The sequence below is a fragment of the Sphingomonas sp. PEI4 genome (assembly GCF_056679955.1).
Window position 1 is genome coordinate 3,038,399 of record NZ_CM155258.1, and the last position, 17,169, is coordinate 3,055,567.

Genomic DNA, 17,169 nt, shown 5'->3' on the forward strand with positions numbered 1-17,169 from the left:
ATGGCTCGATTCCGCCCCCGGACTGTTGTCGGCTCATAGCGAGGAGTAAAGACATGGCCGACGACCGTTTGAACATCGACACCAAGACTCTCGAAGACAATAGCAACCTGCGGCAAGTTGAGTTCGAGGCGGAGGTGAGCGAGGAACGCTATCAGTTCGCAGTGCAATATGATGTGCTCGAGGCGCTCAGCACGGTATCCCCTGAGGGCGATGCGGTGGCGATTTTCAGGCAGCATGCCGACGAGATTGCCGAACTCGGCGTCGTCGCGCTGGCCCGCGATCCGGATCAGGAGACCGTCGTGATCAGCGAGAACGATCTGGACTAGCGTCGTCTTCCGGACGATCCTGCCGGCAGGTCCGGCGGTGTCGCCCGGAACGATGGGAGACGGATGATGAGACCTGTTCTGATGGGCGCCGCACTGGCGATGACGATCGTGGCGGGAACGATGTCGGCACAGGCGCAAAAGATCAGCCCCGCGATCGCCAAGGCGTTGGCAGACCCTGCACGCGCCGACCAGCAAGGCGACGATGCACGGCGCAAGGCGGCGGAGGTGGTGACGTTCTCTGGCCTGAAGCCGGGCAGCGTCGTCGTCGATTACCTGCCGGGTGCGGGCTATTGGACGCGGATCTTCACCGGCGTGGTCGGCCCCAAGGGGCATGTCTACGCCGTCTGGCCAGCGGCTGGTGCGAAATATGCCGAGAAGTCGTCACCGGCGCTACAGGCCCGCGGCCTCGCCAACGTGACCGCCGCGGTGCAAACGACCAACCTGCCTACCTCGCCCGTGCCGGTCGACCTGTTCTGGACCGCGCAGAACTATCACGACATTCCGAACAAGGGCGCGGGCGAACCGGCGTTGCGAGCGTTCGACGGTGCGGTGTTTCGGATGCTCAAGCGCGGAGGGACGTACATCGTCATCGATCACGCCGACGCGGCCGGCACCGGCATGAGCGGCACCGAGACACGGCACCGGATCGATCCCGCCGCGGTCAAGGCGCAGGTTCAGGCGGCGGGCTTCAAGTTCGTCGGCGAGTCTACCGTGCTGCGCAATCCCGCGGACGATCACAGCAAGGCGGTCTTTGACCCGGAGATCCGCGGCAAGACCGACCAGTTCGTCTACAAGTTCAGGAAGCCGTAAGCGGCGGGGGTATCCGCGCTGGTCGACGTCGCTTCGGATCGTCGACCAGCCGGGGAATACTGGTGCTGCCGGTGAGGATTGAACTCACGACCTCAGCCTTACCAAGGATGCGCTCTACCACTGAGCTACGGCAGCACTCGCTGGCATCGCTGCCGGCGGAGTGGGGCTAAGAGACGAGGGCGGGGCGATTGTCAAGGCATCCTGCCGCGATGTAGGGCGTATTTATGGATGATCGGGATCGGAAGGCGGCGGAGAAGGCGGAGCGGATGGCGGCCGCGCTGCGGGAGAATTTGCGGCGGCGGAAGGCGCAGGCGCGTGCCGTTGGGGCTGCGCCTGCGAAGGATGAGCCATCTAGCTGAGCGGGGCGCACTTGGCGGTCAGCCACGCGCGGTCTTCCGCGTCTGTCATTTCGGGGGTCAGGACCGCCAGCACCTTTGCATGATAGCCGTCGACCCAGTGGCGCTCTTCGGCCGTCAGTAGCGCTGGCTCGATCAGCGTGCGTTCGATCGGGCAGAAGGTGAGCGTCTCGAAGCCTAGCATCTCGCGGTCGGCGCCGGGGATCGCGCGGGGTTCGATCAGGATCAGGTTCTCGATGCGGATGCCGTATTCGCCGGCCTTGTAATAGCCGGGTTCGTTGGAGAGCATCATGCCCGCGCGCAGGGGCTCCATCGCGGCGCCGCCGGGATAGTTGGGTGCGGCGATGCGTTGGGGACCTTCGTGAACCGCGAGATAGGCGCCGATGCCGTGGCCGGTGCCGTGGGCGAAATCCAGGCCGGCTTCCCAGAGCGGACGGCGGGCGAAGGCGTCGATCTGGCCGCCCATCGTGCCGTCGGGGAAGACCGCCGTAGCGATGCCGATATGGCCTTTCAGGACGCGGGTGAACCGGTCGCGCATCTCTGCCGTGGGTTCGCCGATTGGCATGACTCGGGTGACGTCGGTGGTGCCGTCCGCATATTGGCCGCCGGAGTCGATCAGATAGAGCTGGCCGGGCTCGATCGGGGCGCTCGACTCCTCGGTGACGTGGTAGTGCGGGATCGCGCCGTGCGGGCCTGTCGCGGAGATCGTGTCGAACGAAGTGTCCTTCAGGACGCCGGTCTCTTCGCGGAAGGCGAGCAGCTTGGCGGCGGCGCTGAGTTCCGTCTGGTTACCCTTCACGCATTCGATTTCGACCCAGCGCAGGAAGCGCGCGAGGGCTGCGCCGTCGCGGGCGGAGGCGGCGCGGTGGCCGGTGACCTCGACCGGGTTCTTGATGGCTTTTGCGAGGACGACCGGATCGCGAAGGGGAAGGATCTTCGCGCCGCCGGCCTGGAGCGCTTGCGTGATCGCGGCGACCGCGCGTTCGGGATCGGCGGCGACGCGCTTGCCGGCGTAGGTGCCGAGGGCTGCGGCGAAGGCGGGGCGGTCGTGGAGGCGGACGGCGTTGCCGAGATGCTGGCGGACGGTGTCGTCGAGTTTGTCGGGGGCGACGAACAGGTCGGTGGTGCCGTCCGCGCCGACGATCGCATAGGAGAGCGCGACCGGTGTGTGATCGACGTCGTCGCCGCGGACGTTGAGGGCCCAAGCGATTGAGTCGAGTGCGGAGAGGATGACTGCGTCGGCATTCTGTTCGGAGAGCCAGTCGGCGATCTTCGCGCGCTTTTCTGCGGAGGAGGCGCCGGTGAACTGGTCGGGCTGGACGGTCAGCTTGGCGGGCGAGGGGGCGGGGCGGTCAGTCCAGATTGCATCGATGGGGTTGGCGTCGACCGCGACCAGCGTTGCGCCGCGGTCGGCGAGGGCCGTGGTGGCTTCGGCTACCCAGGTTCCGGTGTGGAGCCACGGGTCGTAGCCGATCCGGCCGCCTGCGGGGGCGTGGGTGCCGAGCCAGGCGGCGGGACTGGTCTGGGGCACGGGTTCGTACGCCCACTCTGCGCCATCGACCTGTTCGCGGACCTGGATCGTATAGCGGCCGTCGGTGAAGATCGCGGCGCGGTCTGCGAGGACGACTGCGGTGCCGGCGGAACCGCCGAAGCCGGTCAGCCAGCCGAGGCGCTGGGCGTAGCCGCCGACATATTCGCTCATGTGTTCGTCGGTGAGCGGGACGACGAAGCCGTCGAGGTTCGTGCTGGCGAGCTGGGTGCGGAGGGCGGCGAGGCGGTCGGTCAGCGGGGGCATGTTTTGGGTCTCTCGTTGGGTACGAAGTTCACAAAGTGCAGAGCCTGGCGCGGGTGCGATGCACGTCCCGTTGGGCTTGCACTGCCGGGGTGGGCGGCGGCTGGCTGAGCGCGGGGCGGGCTTTGCCGGGTCATGAGGGGCGTTGTGGCAGAAACTGGGTTTGTAGGACAGCGTGGGGGAGGTGCTAGCTTGCAGGTCTCCGTCTCCCCGATGACGGGGTTTGGCTTCCACACTCGGCACGGCTAACACATCCGCATGACCACTCCCCCCATTGCCGAGCAGCGGCCGCACAGCTTCACCACGCATGGCGTGACGATCGAGGATCCCTATGCGTGGCTGAAGGATCCGAACTATCCGGAGGTCGATGACGCCGAGGTGCTGGCGTATCTGGCGGCCGAGAATGTGTATTTCGAAGAGCAGATGGCGCCGCACAAGCCGCTGGTCGACACGATTTACGAAGAGATGAAGGCGCGGATCAAGGAGGATGAATCCTCGGTGCCGCAGAAGGATGGCGATTGGCTCTACTGGACCGCGTACGAGACTGGCGGGCAGTATAAGAAATGGTGGCGCAAGCCGGTGGCGGGCGGTGACGACGAGCTGTTGCTCGACGAGCCGGCGCTGGCGGAGGGGCATGAGTATTTCCGGTTGGGGGCGTTTTCCGTCAGCAACGACGGACGGTATCTGGCCTATGCGATCGACGACAATGGCAGCGAACGGTTCGAGGTTCGGGTCAAGGATTTGGTCACCGGCGAGCATCTGGCCGATGTGATTCCGGGGATGCTGAGCGAGATCGTCTGGACTGCGGACGATGCCGGGTTCCTGTACGGACTGGCGAACGAGCAGTGGCGGACGGACAATGCGCGGTATCACCGATTGGGGACGCCGATCGCCGACGACGTCGTGTTGTTTCATGAGGAGGATGAGGGCTTTCGCGTCGGGGTCGGCGAGACGAGTTCGCGGAAGTGGATCGTGATCGCGACTAGCGACCATGTGACGAGTGAGCTGTATCTGCTGCCGGCGCATGAGCCTTTGGGGGTGCCGATCCTGGTTTCCGCGCGGAAAGTGGGGCGCGAATATGATGTGGACGAGCATGATGGGACGCTGTTCATCCACACGAACGACGTCGATCCGAATTTCCGGCTTTGTACTGCGCTGGTCGAGGAGCCGGGGGCTTGGACCGAACTGATCCCGGCGAGCCCGCATTTCTATATGACGGGGGTGGAGTGTTATCAGGACTTCTTCGTGGTCGATGGGCGCGAGGATGGGCTCGATCAGATCGCGATCCATCGGTACGAGACGCCGACCAAGGGTAAGCGGATCGACTTTCCCGAGGCGAGCTATGTCGCCGGGTTGGGGGATAATCCTGAGTACGACATGACGGTGTTGCGGCTTGGGTATGAGTCGATGGTCACGCCTGGGACGGTGTACGACTACGATGTCGATACCGGCGAGCGGACCATGCTCAAGGTGCAGGAGATCCCTAGCGGGTACGACCCGGCCAAGTATGCGACCGAGCGGTTGAAGATCGTCGTGAGGGACGGGACCGAGGTTCCGGTGTCGATCGTGTATCCGGCGGGTTTCGTGCGCGATGGGTCGGCGCCTTTGTTCCTCTATTCCTATGGGGCGTACGGTTATGCGATCCCGCCGGGGTTTTCGACCGGGCGGATGAGTTTGCTCGATCGTGGCTTTGCGTATGCGATCGCGCATATCCGGGGCGGCGATGATCTGGGGCAGCAATGGTATCTGGATGGCAAGCTCGAGAAGCGCGCGAACACTTTCAACGACTTCGTCGATGTTGCGAAGGCGCTGGTCGATGCGAAGTGGACGTCGGCGGGGAAGATCGCGATCGCGGGGCGGTCTGCCGGCGGTGAGCTGATGGGGGCGGTGGTCAATTCCGACCCCGAGCTTTGGGGTGCGGTGATCGCGGACGTGCCGTTCGTCGACGTGCTGAACACGATGCTCGACGAGAGTTTGCCGCTGACGCCGGGCGAGTGGCCCGAATGGGGCAATCCGATCGAGGACAAGGCGGCGTTCGAGCTGATCCGGTCGTATTCGCCGTACGACAACGTCAAGGCGCAGGCTTATCCGCCGATGTTCATTAGCGGAGGGCTGAACGATCCGCGCGTGACCTATTGGGAGCCGGCGAAGTGGGCGGCCAAGCTGCGGTTGATGAAGACCGACGATAATGTGTTGCTGCTCAAGACCAACATGGGGGCGGGGCATGGCGGCAAGTCGGGGCGGTTCGAGTCTTTGCGTGAGGGTGCGGAGGAGCATGCTTTCGTGCTGTGGCAGCTGGGCGTTGAGGGGTGAGCCGGTTCACGCTCTCGATCACTGCGCAGGACGCGGATATCGATGAGCTTGGGCACGTCAACAATGCTGTCTGGGTGCAGTGGATCCAGCGGATCGCCACGGCGCATTGGGAGGCGGTGGCGCCGGCCGCGCACAAGCTGGCGTATGTTTGGGTCGTGACGCGGCATGAGATCGATTACCGCGGGAGTGTGGTCGCGGGGGATACCGTTGTTGGCGAGACCTGGGTCGAGGGGGGCCCGAGGGGGGCTCGGTTCGATCGGCATGTTCGGTTTTTGGGTGAGGATGGTCGGGTGAAGCTCGAGGCGGTTACGACCTGGGCTTTGCTGGACCGGGGGACCGGGCGGTTGATGCGGGTGCGCGAGGATGTGGCTGCGCCGTTCTTCTCATAATTCCCCTCCCGCTTGCGGGAGGGGAACAATTTTAGCCGCTGTTTCTCAGCGCCGTGGCGATCGCGTTGATCGAGAGGAGGATGCCTTCGCCTATGCGGGGGTCGTCTTCTCCGGCGCGGCGGCGTTTTATGAGTTCGATCTGGAGGAGGTTTAGCGGCTCGATATAGGGGAGGCGGAGGCGGATCGAGGCGTCTAGCGCGGGGTGTTTTTCGAGGAGGCGGGACTGGCCTGTTACCGTGAGAAGGCCGTCGTGGGTTTGGTGCCAGCCGTCGCGGATCGTGGTGAAGATCTCGCGGAGTTTGTCGTCCTCGACTAGGCCGGCATATCGTTCGGCGATGGCGATGTCGGACTTGGCGAGCACCATTTCCAGGTTCGCCAGCGCGGAGGCGAAGAGGGGCCAGCCTTCCGCCATGTCCTTCAGCAGCGCCTTGTCCTCGAAATCGGCGATCGCGCGGCCTACGCCGTACCAGCCGGGGAGCATGACGCGGGCTTGGGCCCAGCTGAACACCCAGGGGATCGCGCGGAGGTCTTCGATCCGGTCGGACTTGGTGCGGCTGGCGGGGCGGCTGCCGATCTTGAGGCCGGCGATTTCCGCGATTGGGGTCATTTGGCGGAAGAAGGTGCGGAAGCCTTCGGTGCCGTAGACGAGGTCGCGGTAGCTGTGGAATGCGGTGTCGCTCAGGCGGTCCATCGCCGCGGAGAAGCTGGCGTTGTCGGCGTTGGAGAGGCGTTCGGGTTCGAGGCTGGCGAGTAGCGTGGCTGAGGCGATCGCTTCGAGGTTGGTCATCGCGGCGTCGCGCGTGCCGTATTTGGCGGCGATGACTTCGCCTTGCTCGGTGATGCGGATGCGGCCCTGGACGGTGCCCGACGGTTGTGCGCGGATTGCGCGGAAGGCGGAGCCGCCGCCGCGCCCGACTGCGCCGCCGCGACCGTGGAAGAGCTGCATGCCGACGCCGGCCTTCGCGAAGACCGGTTTGAGCGCGGTAGAGGCTTTCGAGAGCTGCCAGGTGGAGGTGAGATAGCCGCCGTCCTTGTTGCTGTCGGAATAGCCGATCATCACTTCCTGATGGCCGCGCGCCGTCGAGATGGTGGCGATTTCGGGAAGCGCGAACCAGGCGGACATGACGCCGGGGGCGGCTTCGAGATCGCCGATCGTCTCGAACAGGGGGACGGCCATGACTGCCGCCGTGGGTGTTTCGCCGGAGCGATAGAGGCCGACTTCCTTGAGCAGGAGGTTTACCTCGAGCAGGTCGCTGACCGACTGTGCCATCGAGACGATGTAGTTGGTGATGCACGCGGGACCGTAGGCGGCGTGCGCGTCGGCGGCGGCCTGGACGATCGCGAGTTCGCCGGCGGTTTCCTCGGTGTATTCGGCGAAGCGCGAGGTGAGGGGGCGGGCATTCGCGAGTTCGCGGCGGAGCAGTGCGACGCGGGCGTCTTCTTCGAGCGCGAGGTAGTCGGGTTCGACGCCTGCGACTTTCAGCAGTTCTGCGACGACGCGTTCGTGGACGGCGCTGTTCTGGCGGAGGTCTAGCGTGGCGAGGTGGAAGCCGAACGTCTCGACTGCGCGGATCAGGCGGCCGAGCGCGCCGCCGGTCTTCAGCGCCGAGCCGAGGCCGTGCGCTAGCGTGACGAGATCGGCGCGGAAGTCGGTGGGGTTGGCGTAGGCGTGGCCGGAGAGGCGGCCGGGGCGGGGGGCGTGCTTGCCGGTGAGCGCGTCGTGCGTGGCGGACAGGCGAGCGTAGATGCCGGAAAGCGCGCGGCGATAGGGTTCGTCGGCGCGGCTGGCGGCGTTGTCGCCGCTGGCGTCGGCGAGCGCTTGTACGGCGGCATCTGTGGGCGTGTGTTCGGTCGAGATCGAGAGTTCGGCGCCGAGCGCGTGCACTGCGTCGCAATAATAGCCGAGCACGGCTTCGCTTGCCTTCGACAGCGCAGTTCGGAGCGAGTCGGCGGTGACGTAGGGGTTGCCGTCGCGGTCGCCGCCGATCCAGCTGCCGGGACGCAGGAAACTGGGCGTGCGTTCGCCGAGCGCGCGGTCCCAGCGCTGGTAGAGTGCGGGGAGTGCGGGGAGGAAGACGTCGCGCAGATAGCTGAGCGCGTTATCGACCTCGTCGGTGACGTAGAGGCGGTCGCGGCGGAGGACGCGGGTCTGCCAGAGCAGCGCGATCTGGCGGAGGATCGCGTCGTCGACGCTGTCGCCATCGGGCGTGGTGTCCCGGCCGAGATCGCGCAACGCCATCAGCTCGGCGATGCGGTTGCGGTGGTCGATCATGCTCTTGCGGCGGACTTCGGTCGGGTGCGCGGTGAGGACCGGGGCGATCAGCGCGTGATCGAGGAGCGCGCGGATCTGGGTGCGGTCGATGCCTTCGGCTTCGAGCGTGGCGATTGCGGAGGCTAGGTCGGCGCCGTCTTCTGCGGCGATGCCCTGACGGTCTTCGGCGAGGTTGGCGAGCATCGAGAACAGCATGAAGCCGCGGACGAAATCGAGTGTCTCGTCGAGACTGAGCTTTTCGAGGCTTAGATCGACGGCGGTGTTGTCGGCGTCCTTGCCTTCGGAGACGTGGCGGTGGCGCTCGACGGAGGCTTTACGGATCGCTTCTGTGGCTTCGAACAGGCGCTCGCCGCCGTAGGCGCGGATGACGTCTCCGAGGAGTTTGCCGAGGAAGCGGATGTCCGCGTTGTTCGCGATTGCGGGGAGGCTAGCCATGATTCCCTGCTGCGCTGCGGCAGGGATCAGGTCAACCGGGAATGGCAGGCGTTAGGCGTGAAATCGAATGCATTGCGCTGGCGCAGCGTAATATTATTGTTCTCGGGTCTCCCCGCGCGCCGATCGCAGGTTGGCACCTCCTACTCCGTTGTCCCAGCGAAAGCTGGGATCTCGCAGTGTGGCAGGTGTCCCGAACCACGAGAGATACCCCAGCTTTCGCTGGGGCGACGGGCCAGGACGGGCGTACGTCGCGCATCACGGGCATACTTTCAGCTTTCGCGGGGTGACGGCAATTTTCGATGATTTTCGAAGGGCACGCCGCGGACGCTCAGCGCTTCCGCGATTCCGCACGTTCTTCTGACGTCACCGTGCCGTCGTGGTTCAGGTCCATCCTGTCGAACCAGGCGAGCGTGCCTTCGCTCCACTCGATCGCGGTAATGACGCCGTCCTTGTTGCGGTCGAACGCCTTGATGCGCGTGTTGGGCGAAGGGAGTTCGTCCTTGGTGATGCGGTCGTCGCCGTTGCGGTCGAGCGTGCGGAAGCGGCGCTCCATGCTCGCACCGAAATCGAGCCGGGACGTCACCGACGGGGGCACGAAGCCGACTGCGTTGGCGTCGGCCTGTGCGCGCTGCTCATCCTTGTTGCCGCACGCGGACACCAGAATTCCCGTCGCGGCGAGTGCCGCTACCAGTTTCACCTGCATAATTTCTCCCATCGTAGCGAAGCCGATCAGGCTTCGAGCTCGATGTCCCAATAGAGCCAGTCGTGCCAAGTGTCGTGCAGGTAGTTGGGCGGGAAGCTGCGGCCGTGTTCCTGGAGATGCCAGTTGGTCGGGCGGATCGCCTCGATGTGGAGCGGCATCGCCGCCTGTTTTGGCGTGCGCCCGCCTTTCTTCAGATTGCAGGGCGAGCAGGCGGTGACGACGTTCTCCCACGTGGTACGACCGCCTTGCGCGCGGGGGACGACATGGTCGAAGGTGAGATCGCGCAGCTTGCCGCAATATTGACAGGTGAACTTGTCGCGCAGGAACAGGTTGAAGCGGGTAAAGGCGGGAAATTGCGACGGTCGGACGAACTGCTTGAGCGCGATCACCGAGGGCAGCTTCAGCGCGAAATTGGCGCTGCGCACTTCGCGTTCATAGGTGGCGACGATGTCGACGCGGTCGAGGAACACCGCCTTGACCGCGGTTTGCCACGGCCACACGCTGAGCGGATAGTAGGAGAGCGGCGTGTAATCGGCATTGAGCACGAGCGCCGGACAACCATCCGGATGACGCATCAGGTCGGGGTGAAACACGGCTCCTCCCACTCAGGCTTCGCAGAGCGCCCTATGGACGACAGCGATGACAGGTGCATGACAGCACGGCGCGTAGCGGTCGGTCAAGCATGCTGAGCGACGGACCGGTCGTAACGCGGTTCGCGCCGAGCCCGACGGGGCGGTTGCACCTGGGCCACGCGGTGTCGGCGATCCGGGCGCACGACTACGCGCGGGAGCGGGGCGGGCGGTTCCTGCTGCGGATCGAGGACATCGACGGGACGCGAAGTCGGCCTGAGTTCGTCGCGGGGATATTGGAGGATCTGGCGTGGCTCGGGTTGCGGTGGGATTCGCTGCTGTTCCAGTCGGAGCGGCTGGCGACGTACGATGCTGCGCTGGAGGGGTTGAAGGCGCGCGGGCTGGTGTATCCGTGCTTTTGTACGCGGGCAGAGATCGCGGCGAGCGCGTCGGCGCCGCAGGGGGATGTCGGGCCGGTCTATCCGGGGACGTGTCGGGGTTTGTCTGCGGACGCAGTAGCTGCGCGAATCCCTCTCGCGCATTGCTGGCGGCTGGACATGGCGAAAGCGGTGGCAGTTACCGGGCCGCTTGCGTGGCATGATGCGACTGTTGGGACGGTTGTCCCGAATCCACTGGCGCAGGGGGATATCGTGCTGGCGCGGAAGGATGCGCCGGCGAGCTATCATCTGGCGGTGACGCTGGACGATGCGGCGCAGGGCGTGACGGACGTGGTGCGCGGGGTGGACCTGTTCGCGGCGACGGACGTGCACCGGGTGTTGCAAGCTTTGCTGGGGTTGCCGGTGCCGGCGTATCATCATCATCCGCTGGTGGTGGATGCGGCGGGGCGGCGGTTGGCCAAGCGGGATGGGGCGTTGTCGCTGGCGGAGATGCGGGCGGCGGGGGAGGATGGAGTGGCCTTGGCGGCTCGGTTGCGCGGTGGTGGGGTGATGATCGGGGGGCGCTGCCGATCGTGAGCGGCGGAGTCGGAGCAAGATGTGCCGTGAAACGGATTGCAGCCCATCACTCCTTGTTCTCCCGCGAAGGCGGGAGCCCAGTCTGGATCCCGCCTTCGCGGGGAAACATTAGAGTAGGAGGGGGCGGCGCCTGTAACGTGTCACCACCCGGCGAAGGCCGGGACCCAGTTGGGGGACGTTGCCAACTGAACGCTGCGCTTCGTTACTGCGACCTTTCCAACTGGGCTCCGGCCTTCGCCGGGGCGGTGCTCTTGCTTGGAGCGGGTGCGCTACAACTCGATCCCCAGCCTCGGCGCCGCCCACGTCATCGCCGCATACAGCGCGATCGTCAGCACGCACCCCGCCACCAACGACACCCAGAACGGTGCACCGTGGCGGAGCATTGCCGGGATCAGCAGGAACATCGGCAGCGACGGCAGCACGTACCAAAAGGTAGCGCCAGCGTGCGCGGCCATGGTTCGCGGGTCGGGCTTGTCATGCCAGAGCCAGATCATGCCGAGCACCGATACGAGCGGCAGCGAAGCGACGAGCGCACCAAAGCCGGGGTACCGCTTGGCGATCTCCGACGCGGCGGCGATAAGAATGCCCGAGATCAAGGCTTTCAGCGTCAAGTATAACATGCAGCATTTGCGCGCGTCGTGAGGGGATTCGCAACACTGTTCCGGCCATTGCTAGCGAGGGTCGGTGCGCTTACATTCAGACGTATGAACACATTCCTCGTTATCCTCCTGATCGCGGCGATGATCGCGACCGTCGTGGCCCTGGTGCGGGGCGTCGTGTCGTTCCTGCAAGAAGGAACGGCGCAGGTGCGCGATGGCAATGGCCCGAGCGCGGCGTCACTAAAATCGAATCGGATGATGCAGCAGCGGATATTCTTCCAGGCACTGGCAATCCTGATCGTGGTGGTGATCTTGTTCGCAGCCGGGCGGAATTAGCGAAGAGACTGTCTCCACTCATGGGGGCCGGTCACTTCCGCAGTTGGTATGCGTCCGTCATCCTGACGAAAGTCAGGATCCAGAGTAATCGGCGATGCGCTCTGGGCTCTGGATCCTGACTTTCGTCAGGATGACGAGTCTTGGCGTTGGTGGGTAAAAATGGTCAAGCTGAACAAGATCTACACGCGAACGGGCGATGATGGCACGACGGGGCTAGTCGACGGGTCGCGCGTGTCGAAGGCCAGCGCGTTGATGCAAGCGATCGGCGATGTCGACGAGGCGAACTCCGCCATTGGTGTGGCAATAGTGGCGCTTGGCAACGATCCGCTCGCGGTCGTGCTGGAGCGGATCCAAAACGACCTGTTCGATCTTGGCGCCGACCTGGCGACGCCTGCCAGAGAGGGGGCGGGCGATGACGGGTTCGCGCCATCGGAGATGGTGTTGCGGATCGTGCCGGCGCAGGTCGAGCGGCTGGAGCGCGAGATCGATGCGATGAACGTCCACCTTGCCCCGTTGCTGAGTTTCATCATGCCGGGCGGGTCGCCGCAGGCCGCCGCGCTCCATCTGGCACGGGCGATTTCGCGCCGCGCGGAGCGATCCGCGGTCTCAGCGGCGCATGATATGCAACTGAACCCCGCGGCATTATCGTATGTTAACCGGCTATCGGATTTCCTGTTCGTGGCGTCGCGCGCGGTGAACCAAAACAGGGCCGGCGACGTTCTATGGCGACCGGGGGCTACGCGCGCGCAGGCGTGATCGGCGTTCGCGCGTTGCGGTACCGGGCGACGCATTGAAGGATAATCGATGCCGCAGCCCATTCGTCCAGATCTCATCGCTTTTCAGTCGTCGGAGCTAAGTGAGCGTTTCTCCGTCGTACGCGCGCTGACGCTGGCGCTCGCTGCACCGCTTTCGGATGCCGATGCGACGGTGCAGTCGATGCCTGACACATCGCCGACCAAGTGGCATCTGGCGCACACGACGTGGTTCTTCGAGACCTTCGTGTTGCGCGATCACGTCGCCGGCTATGCGCTGCATGACGAGCGGTTCCCGTTCCTGTTCAACAGTTATTACGAGGCCGAGGGGCGGCGTCATGCGCGCGATCGGCGCGGTATGGTGACGCGGCCATCGCTCGACGAAGTGCGGGCGTACCGCGCGCATGTCGACGCGGCGCTGCTCGATGCGTTGGCCGGGCTGTCGGAGGATGCCCAGGCGCTTGTAGCGCTTGGGTGTCATCACGAGGAACAGCACCAAGAATTGCTGGTGACCGACATCCTCCATATGTTTTCGGAGAACCCGCTGGAGCCGGCGATGTGGCCGGCGCCGCGGAAGGTGCCGGTGGAGATGCCGGGGCCGATCGGCTGGATCGCGCACGATAGCGGGATCGTCGAGGTCGGGCATGATGGCGACGGGTTCGCGTTCGATTGTGAGGGACCGCGTCACGCCGCGTTGCTGGCGCCGCATGCGATCGCGGACCGGACCGTGACGAACGGCGAATGGGCGGCGTTCATTGCCGACGGCGGCTATACGGAAGCACGACATTGGCTGGCGGATGGCTGGGCGTGGGTGAAGGCCAAGGGCATCGTCGCGCCGCTCTACTGGGAGCGGGACGGGGCGGGCTGGACGCGGTTCGGGCTTGACGGACGGCGTGCGATCGATCCGGCGGCGCCGGTGACGCATGTGAGCTTATTCGAGGCGGATGCGTATGCGAGCTGGGCTGGCGCACGGTTGCCGACCGAGTTCGAATGGGAGGCGGCGGCGGCGTCGCACGATGCCTCCGGTGGCAACCAGATGGATTTCGCGGGGCCGGTCGAGCCTCGGCCGGCGGCAAACGGTCCGGCGTTCTTCGGTGATGTCTGGGAGTGGACCGGCAGCGCGTACCGGCCGTATCCCGGATTCGTGACTGCGGCGGGTGCTGTGGGGGAGTATAATGGCAAGTTCATGAGTTCGCAGTTTGTTTTGCGGGGTGGGAGTTGTGCTACGCCGCGGGGGCATGTGCGGGCGAGTTACCGGAATTTCTTTTATCCGCATCAGCGGTGGCAATTTACCGGCGTGCGCCTTGCGAAAGATCTTTGATGTTGAAGCCTGAGATCGAGGACGGCGAGCGGACGCTGGCCGATCCGCAATTTCGTGCGGACGTGCTGGAGGGGCTCGCGCGGCGGCCTCGGGCTATTCCGGCACGGTGGTTTTATGATCGGCGTGGGTCGGAGTTGTTCGAGGCGATCACCGACTTGCCAGAATATTATCCGACGCGGACCGAGCGGGCGATCCTTGAGACGGCGTGCGTCGAGGTGGCCGCGATCGCCGGCGCGGGGCGTGCGGTGGTGGAGTTCGGGTCAGGATCTTCGACCAAGACGCCGATCCTGCTCGAGGCGGTGGCGCCGTCCGTCTATGTGCCGATCGATATTTCGGGGGATTTCCTGCGCGAGTCTTCGAAGGTGCTGGGCGAGCAGTTTCCCGATTTGCTGGTGCTGCCGTTCGAGGCCGATTTCATGCGGCCATTGAGCTTGCCGAAGACGATTGCGGACACACCGAAGCTCGGGTTCTTTCCGGGATCGACGATCGGCAACATGATCCCGTTGATGGCGGTCGATCTGTTGCGGGCGATGCGCGCATCGCTGGGTGTGGGCGCGATGCTGTTGATAGGGATGGACCGGATCAAGGGCGAAGACGTGCTGGTGCCGGCGTATGACGATGCGCAGGGCGTGACGGCGGCGTTCAACCTGAACCTGCTGGAGCGGATCAACCGCGAACTGGCGGGCACGATCCCGGTCGAGGCGTTTGCGCACAAGGCGGTGTGGAACGACGATGCGGCTCGGGTGGAGATGCATCTGGAAGCGACGCGCGACGTGGCGTTCGAGGTGGATGGTAGGCCGTTTGAGGTTGCTGCGGGTGACACTATCCACACCGAGAATTCGCATAAATATGGGGCTCGGGATGCTCGGATCTTGCTGAGGTCGGGGGGGTGGACGCCGGTGGCGGAGTGGACCGATCCTGAGGGGTTGTTTGGGGTTTATCTGGCTGAGGCTCAGGTGGAGCGGCCTGCTCCTTAGTTTCTTTCCCTCGGAGGGTGTTGCTTGGGGACGGGCCCCACCCCGACCCTCCCCTGAAGGGGAGGGAGTTTTGGTGCTGTGCGGAAATGGGGTTAGGGACCGCGAAAGATTTAGGAGAGCGACATGGGCGTGACGGGACAGGCGATCGGCGTGATCGGCGCGGGGCAGATGGGCGCGGGGATCGCGCAGGTTTCGGCGCAGGCGGGGTACCGTGTGCTGCTGGCGGACGTGTCGCTGGAGGCGGCCGAGAAGGGCAAGGCCGGGATTGCGAAGGCACTTGGCCGGCTGGTCGAGAAGGAGAAGATCGTAGGCGAGGCGCGCGATGCGGCGCTGGCGTTGATCGAGCCGGTGGCGAGCGTGGCGGCGATGGGCGAGTGCTCCATCGTGGTCGAGGCGGCGACCGAGCGCGAGGCGGTGAAGCGGGCGATCTTCGCGGAGGTCGGCAAGGTGCTGGGGGCGGACGCGATCCTGGCGTCGAACACGTCGTCGATCCCGATCACGCGGCTGGCGCAGGCGGCGCCCGATGCGGCGCGGTTCATGGGGGTGCATTTCTTCAACCCGGTGCCGGTGATGCGGCCGATCGAACTGATCCGGGGGCTGGCGACGTCGGACGCTACGGTGGCGGCGGTCGAGGCGTTTGCGGAGCGGCTCGGCAAACAGGTGGTGCATGCGAACGACGCGCCAGGCTTCATCGTCAACCGCGTGCTGATGCCGATGATCAACGAGGCGTGCTTCGCGCTGGGCGAAGGCGTGGCGAGCGTGCGGGACATCGACCTCGCGTGCCAGCTCGGGCTGAACCATCCGATGGGGCCGCTGACGCTGGCGGACTTCATCGGGCTGGATACGTGCCTGGAGATCACGCGCGTGCTGTTCGAGGGAACGGGCGATCCGAAGTTCCGGCCCGCGCCGGTGCTGGTGAAGTATGTCGAGGCCGGGTGGTTCGGGCGGAAGACGGGCCGCGGGTTTTATGATTATTCGGGCGCGGAGCCTGTACCTACGCGGTGAGGGGATGGGCGCAGCCGTTTCATTGGAAGCGGCTGCAAACCGTCGCAAAATAGCTCATCCTTCCGGTAGTCTTTAAAGCCTGCTGCTTTGCAAAGCGACCATCACGGCTTGGCGGAGGTCTTCGTCCGATACATCCCGCTGAGGCATCATTTCAGCTTCACGGCATGCAGCCCAGTCGTTGTAGAAATAATCAGGTAACCGTCTGGCGTAATGGCAAGGCCGCCGCCGAACGACGTTTTCCACGCGACCGGAAAGTTGCTCTTGGTCAGATCGACGGCAAACGTGGTGGTGGCACTCGAAACGAACAAATGGCTGTCAGACACCACCACGTTACCCGTTAGATTGTCGGTCCCGCCAACGTCGATCGAACTGGCCAACAGGCCAGTCGAGGCATCAATCAGGTCGACGATCGTGCTGGAGGAACGAATCGCGTAAAGCCGATCCCCGCGAACTGCGGGTTGGCCGGTATAGCTGTAGCCCGTGCGCCACAAAGGCTTGTCGTCGTTCAACGAGAATGCGGCAATCGGCAGAGACTTACCGATGGAATAATTATCCGTGAAGGTAAATATATGGCCGTTTCCATCGAGCATTGGTGCGCCGACGTACTCACCAAAATAACTAATCCCATTCTGGGAAAAGAATGGGTTTTCTATGGATTTCACCAAGGTTCCGCTTCGCGTTAATACCGCCAGTGAGCCAGCCTTGAAGAAGTATACATAGTTTTGGTCGACGGCGACGCTTTCACCTTGCATCACATAGCCACCATATTGACCGACGGCCTCCGTACGCCACAGTCTGGCACCGGTAGCGGCGTCCGCGTTGAAGACGACGTTGCCATAGTAGCCCGATGTAAAGAACAGTTCGTTACCTACTGGCGTCGCAACACTGCCGCGACTGCCCTGCGCATCAAAAGTCGGTGTGCTTATATACCCACCTGTGGTCGCGTTGATGACCTGTAAGGGAACAGCGCCTGAACTGTTATTCGACGTAATTGATGCAACCCGGTTGTTGGCATAAGATGGGGCAAATGGCTTGCCTGGGTAATAGCTGCCGTCACCCAGATCAAACACCCAGAGGGAAGACCCGTTCGAAGTCGAAACGGCGTGCGTATAAACGCGCAAGTCTGCATTGACGACATTGAAGAACACGGTGCCCGAGCGGGCCGCAACCTCGCTAGGGACTTTGGACGTGGCAATCGTCCAGGCATCAGTAAAGCTTGCGGTCGCGAAACTGGCCGCAA

At 64.5% G+C, this 17,169-nt stretch carries 17 protein-coding genes and 1 tRNA gene; 11 read left to right on the plus strand and 7 right to left on the minus strand.

Going from position 1 to position 17,169, the window contains the following annotated elements:
- The first annotated feature begins 53 nt into the window (after positions 1–53).
- Together AC1MLZ_RS14015 and AC1MLZ_RS14020 are read left to right on the plus strand one after the other, a co-directional pair.
- Positions 54–326, plus strand: coding sequence for a hypothetical protein (locus AC1MLZ_RS14015; protein WP_480959006.1), 273 nt, complete (start codon positions 54–56; stop codon positions 324–326).
- Positions 327–392: 66 nt separating this feature from the next.
- Positions 393–1,136 (plus strand): class I SAM-dependent methyltransferase, encoded by a 744-nt coding sequence (locus tag AC1MLZ_RS14020; protein WP_480959007.1) that lies wholly within the window; start codon positions 393–395, stop codon positions 1,134–1,136.
- Positions 1,137–1,196: 60 nt separating this feature from the next.
- Here AC1MLZ_RS14020 and AC1MLZ_RS14025 read toward each other — a convergent pair.
- A tRNA-Thr gene (locus AC1MLZ_RS14025) sits at positions 1,197–1,271 on the minus strand.
- An 89-nt stretch (positions 1,272–1,360) separates the two neighbouring features.
- On the opposite strand from AC1MLZ_RS14025, the gene AC1MLZ_RS14030 reads away from it, so the two are divergent.
- Positions 1,361–1,495, plus strand: a complete 135-nt coding sequence (locus AC1MLZ_RS14030) for a hypothetical protein (RefSeq protein WP_480959008.1) — start codon at positions 1,361–1,363, stop codon at positions 1,493–1,495.
- On the opposite strand, the gene AC1MLZ_RS14035 is transcribed toward AC1MLZ_RS14030, so the two are convergent.
- Positions 1,488–3,287 (minus strand): aminopeptidase P family protein, encoded by a 1,800-nt coding sequence (locus AC1MLZ_RS14035; RefSeq protein WP_480959009.1) that lies wholly within the window; start codon positions 3,285–3,287, stop codon positions 1,488–1,490. The genes AC1MLZ_RS14030 and AC1MLZ_RS14035 overlap by 8 nt on opposite strands.
- Before the next feature lie 255 nt (positions 3,288–3,542).
- On the opposite strand from AC1MLZ_RS14035, the gene AC1MLZ_RS14040 reads away from it, so the two are divergent.
- Both AC1MLZ_RS14040 and AC1MLZ_RS14045 read left to right on the plus strand, forming a co-directional pair.
- Positions 3,543–5,597, plus strand: a complete 2,055-nt coding sequence (locus AC1MLZ_RS14040; protein ID WP_480959010.1) for a S9 family peptidase — start codon at positions 3,543–3,545, stop codon at positions 5,595–5,597.
- Positions 5,594–5,986 carry an acyl-CoA thioesterase gene (locus AC1MLZ_RS14045; RefSeq protein ID WP_480959011.1) on the plus strand — a complete coding sequence of 131 codons (393 nt, stop codon included), beginning with the start codon at positions 5,594–5,596 and terminating at the stop codon, positions 5,984–5,986. Before AC1MLZ_RS14040 ends, AC1MLZ_RS14045 begins: the two co-directional genes overlap by 4 nt.
- 31 nt (positions 5,987–6,017) lie before the next feature.
- On the opposite strand, the gene ppc is transcribed toward AC1MLZ_RS14045, so the two are convergent.
- The 3 genes from ppc to AC1MLZ_RS14060 form a co-directional block, all read right to left on the minus strand.
- A complete protein-coding gene (gene ppc, locus AC1MLZ_RS14050) occupies positions 6,018–8,693 on the minus strand; it encodes a phosphoenolpyruvate carboxylase (protein ID WP_480959012.1) in 2,676 nt (891 codons plus the stop codon).
- Between the two features lie 328 nt (positions 8,694–9,021).
- Positions 9,022–9,396, minus strand: coding sequence for an EF-hand domain-containing protein (locus AC1MLZ_RS14055; protein ID WP_480959013.1), 375 nt, complete (start codon positions 9,394–9,396; stop codon positions 9,022–9,024).
- 26 nt (positions 9,397–9,422) lie between these two features.
- Positions 9,423–9,989 (minus strand): HNH endonuclease, encoded by a 567-nt coding sequence (locus AC1MLZ_RS14060; protein WP_056052248.1) that lies wholly within the window; start codon positions 9,987–9,989, stop codon positions 9,423–9,425.
- Positions 9,990–10,078: 89 nt separating this feature from the next.
- Here AC1MLZ_RS14060 and gluQRS point away from each other — a divergent pair, with 89 nt between their 5' ends.
- Positions 10,079–10,939 carry a tRNA glutamyl-Q(34) synthetase GluQRS gene (gluQRS, locus tag AC1MLZ_RS14065; RefSeq protein ID WP_480959014.1) on the plus strand — a complete coding sequence of 287 codons (861 nt, stop codon included), beginning with the start codon at positions 10,079–10,081 and terminating at the stop codon, positions 10,937–10,939.
- A gap of 269 nt (positions 10,940–11,208) precedes the next feature.
- Here the strand turns inward: gluQRS and AC1MLZ_RS14070 are convergent, their stop codons facing one another.
- Positions 11,209–11,559, minus strand: a complete 351-nt coding sequence (locus tag AC1MLZ_RS14070) for a DUF3147 family protein (RefSeq protein ID WP_480959015.1) — start codon at positions 11,557–11,559, stop codon at positions 11,209–11,211.
- A gap of 84 nt (positions 11,560–11,643) precedes the next feature.
- Here AC1MLZ_RS14070 and AC1MLZ_RS14075 point away from each other — a divergent pair, with 84 nt between their 5' ends.
- From AC1MLZ_RS14075 to AC1MLZ_RS14095, 5 genes are all read left to right on the plus strand, one after another.
- A complete protein-coding gene (locus AC1MLZ_RS14075) occupies positions 11,644–11,874 on the plus strand; it encodes a twin transmembrane helix small protein (protein ID WP_056052241.1) in 231 nt (76 codons plus the stop codon).
- Positions 11,875–12,033: 159 nt separating this feature from the next.
- A complete protein-coding gene (locus AC1MLZ_RS14080; RefSeq protein WP_480959016.1) occupies positions 12,034–12,630 on the plus strand; it encodes a cob(I)yrinic acid a,c-diamide adenosyltransferase in 597 nt (198 codons plus the stop codon).
- A gap of 48 nt (positions 12,631–12,678) precedes the next feature.
- Complete coding sequence (egtB, locus tag AC1MLZ_RS14085; RefSeq protein WP_480959017.1) at positions 12,679–13,947, plus strand: ergothioneine biosynthesis protein EgtB; 1,269 nt, start codon at positions 12,679–12,681, stop codon at positions 13,945–13,947.
- Positions 13,947–14,924, plus strand: a complete 978-nt coding sequence (gene egtD / locus AC1MLZ_RS14090) for an L-histidine N(alpha)-methyltransferase (RefSeq protein WP_480959018.1) — start codon at positions 13,947–13,949, stop codon at positions 14,922–14,924. Before egtB ends, egtD begins: the two co-directional genes overlap by 1 nt.
- 123 nt (positions 14,925–15,047) lie before the next feature.
- On the plus strand, positions 15,048–15,929 hold the full coding sequence (locus AC1MLZ_RS14095; RefSeq protein WP_480959019.1) for a 3-hydroxyacyl-CoA dehydrogenase NAD-binding domain-containing protein: 882 nt from the start codon (positions 15,048–15,050) through the stop codon (positions 15,927–15,929).
- Positions 15,930–16,075: 146 nt separating this feature from the next.
- Here the strand turns inward: AC1MLZ_RS14095 and AC1MLZ_RS14100 are convergent, their stop codons facing one another.
- A complete protein-coding gene (locus AC1MLZ_RS14100) occupies positions 16,076–17,077 on the minus strand; it encodes an outer membrane protein assembly factor BamB family protein (protein WP_480959020.1) in 1,002 nt (333 codons plus the stop codon).
- Between the last annotated feature and the right edge of the window lie 92 nt (positions 17,078–17,169).

Coding starts and splice junctions, on each gene's coding strand:
- AC1MLZ_RS14015 (WP_480959006.1), top strand. CDS start 54: ATGGCCGACGACCGTTTGAACATCGACACCAAGACTCTCGAAGACAAT.
- AC1MLZ_RS14020 (WP_480959007.1), top strand. CDS start 393: ATGAGACCTGTTCTGATGGGCGCCGCACTGGCGATGACGATCGTGGCG.
- AC1MLZ_RS14030 (WP_480959008.1), top strand. CDS start 1,361: ATGGATGATCGGGATCGGAAGGCGGCGGAGAAGGCGGAGCGGATGGCG.
- AC1MLZ_RS14035 (WP_480959009.1), bottom strand. CDS start 3,287: ATGCCCCCGCTGACCGACCGCCTCGCCGCCCTCCGCACCCAGCTCGCC.
- AC1MLZ_RS14040 (WP_480959010.1), top strand. CDS start 3,543: ATGACCACTCCCCCCATTGCCGAGCAGCGGCCGCACAGCTTCACCACG.
- ppc (WP_480959012.1), bottom strand. CDS start 8,693: ATGGCTAGCCTCCCCGCAATCGCGAACAACGCGGACATCCGCTTCCTC.
- AC1MLZ_RS14055 (WP_480959013.1), bottom strand. CDS start 9,396: ATGCAGGTGAAACTGGTAGCGGCACTCGCCGCGACGGGAATTCTGGTG.
- gluQRS (WP_480959014.1), top strand. CDS start 10,079: ATGCTGAGCGACGGACCGGTCGTAACGCGGTTCGCGCCGAGCCCGACG.
- AC1MLZ_RS14070 (WP_480959015.1), bottom strand. CDS start 11,559: ATGTTATACTTGACGCTGAAAGCCTTGATCTCGGGCATTCTTATCGCC.
- AC1MLZ_RS14075 (WP_056052241.1), top strand. CDS start 11,644: ATGAACACATTCCTCGTTATCCTCCTGATCGCGGCGATGATCGCGACC.
- AC1MLZ_RS14080 (WP_480959016.1), top strand. CDS start 12,034: ATGGTCAAGCTGAACAAGATCTACACGCGAACGGGCGATGATGGCACG.
- egtB (WP_480959017.1), top strand. CDS start 12,679: ATGCCGCAGCCCATTCGTCCAGATCTCATCGCTTTTCAGTCGTCGGAG.
- egtD (WP_480959018.1), top strand. CDS start 13,947: ATGTTGAAGCCTGAGATCGAGGACGGCGAGCGGACGCTGGCCGATCCG.
- AC1MLZ_RS14095 (WP_480959019.1), top strand. CDS start 15,048: ATGGGCGTGACGGGACAGGCGATCGGCGTGATCGGCGCGGGGCAGATG.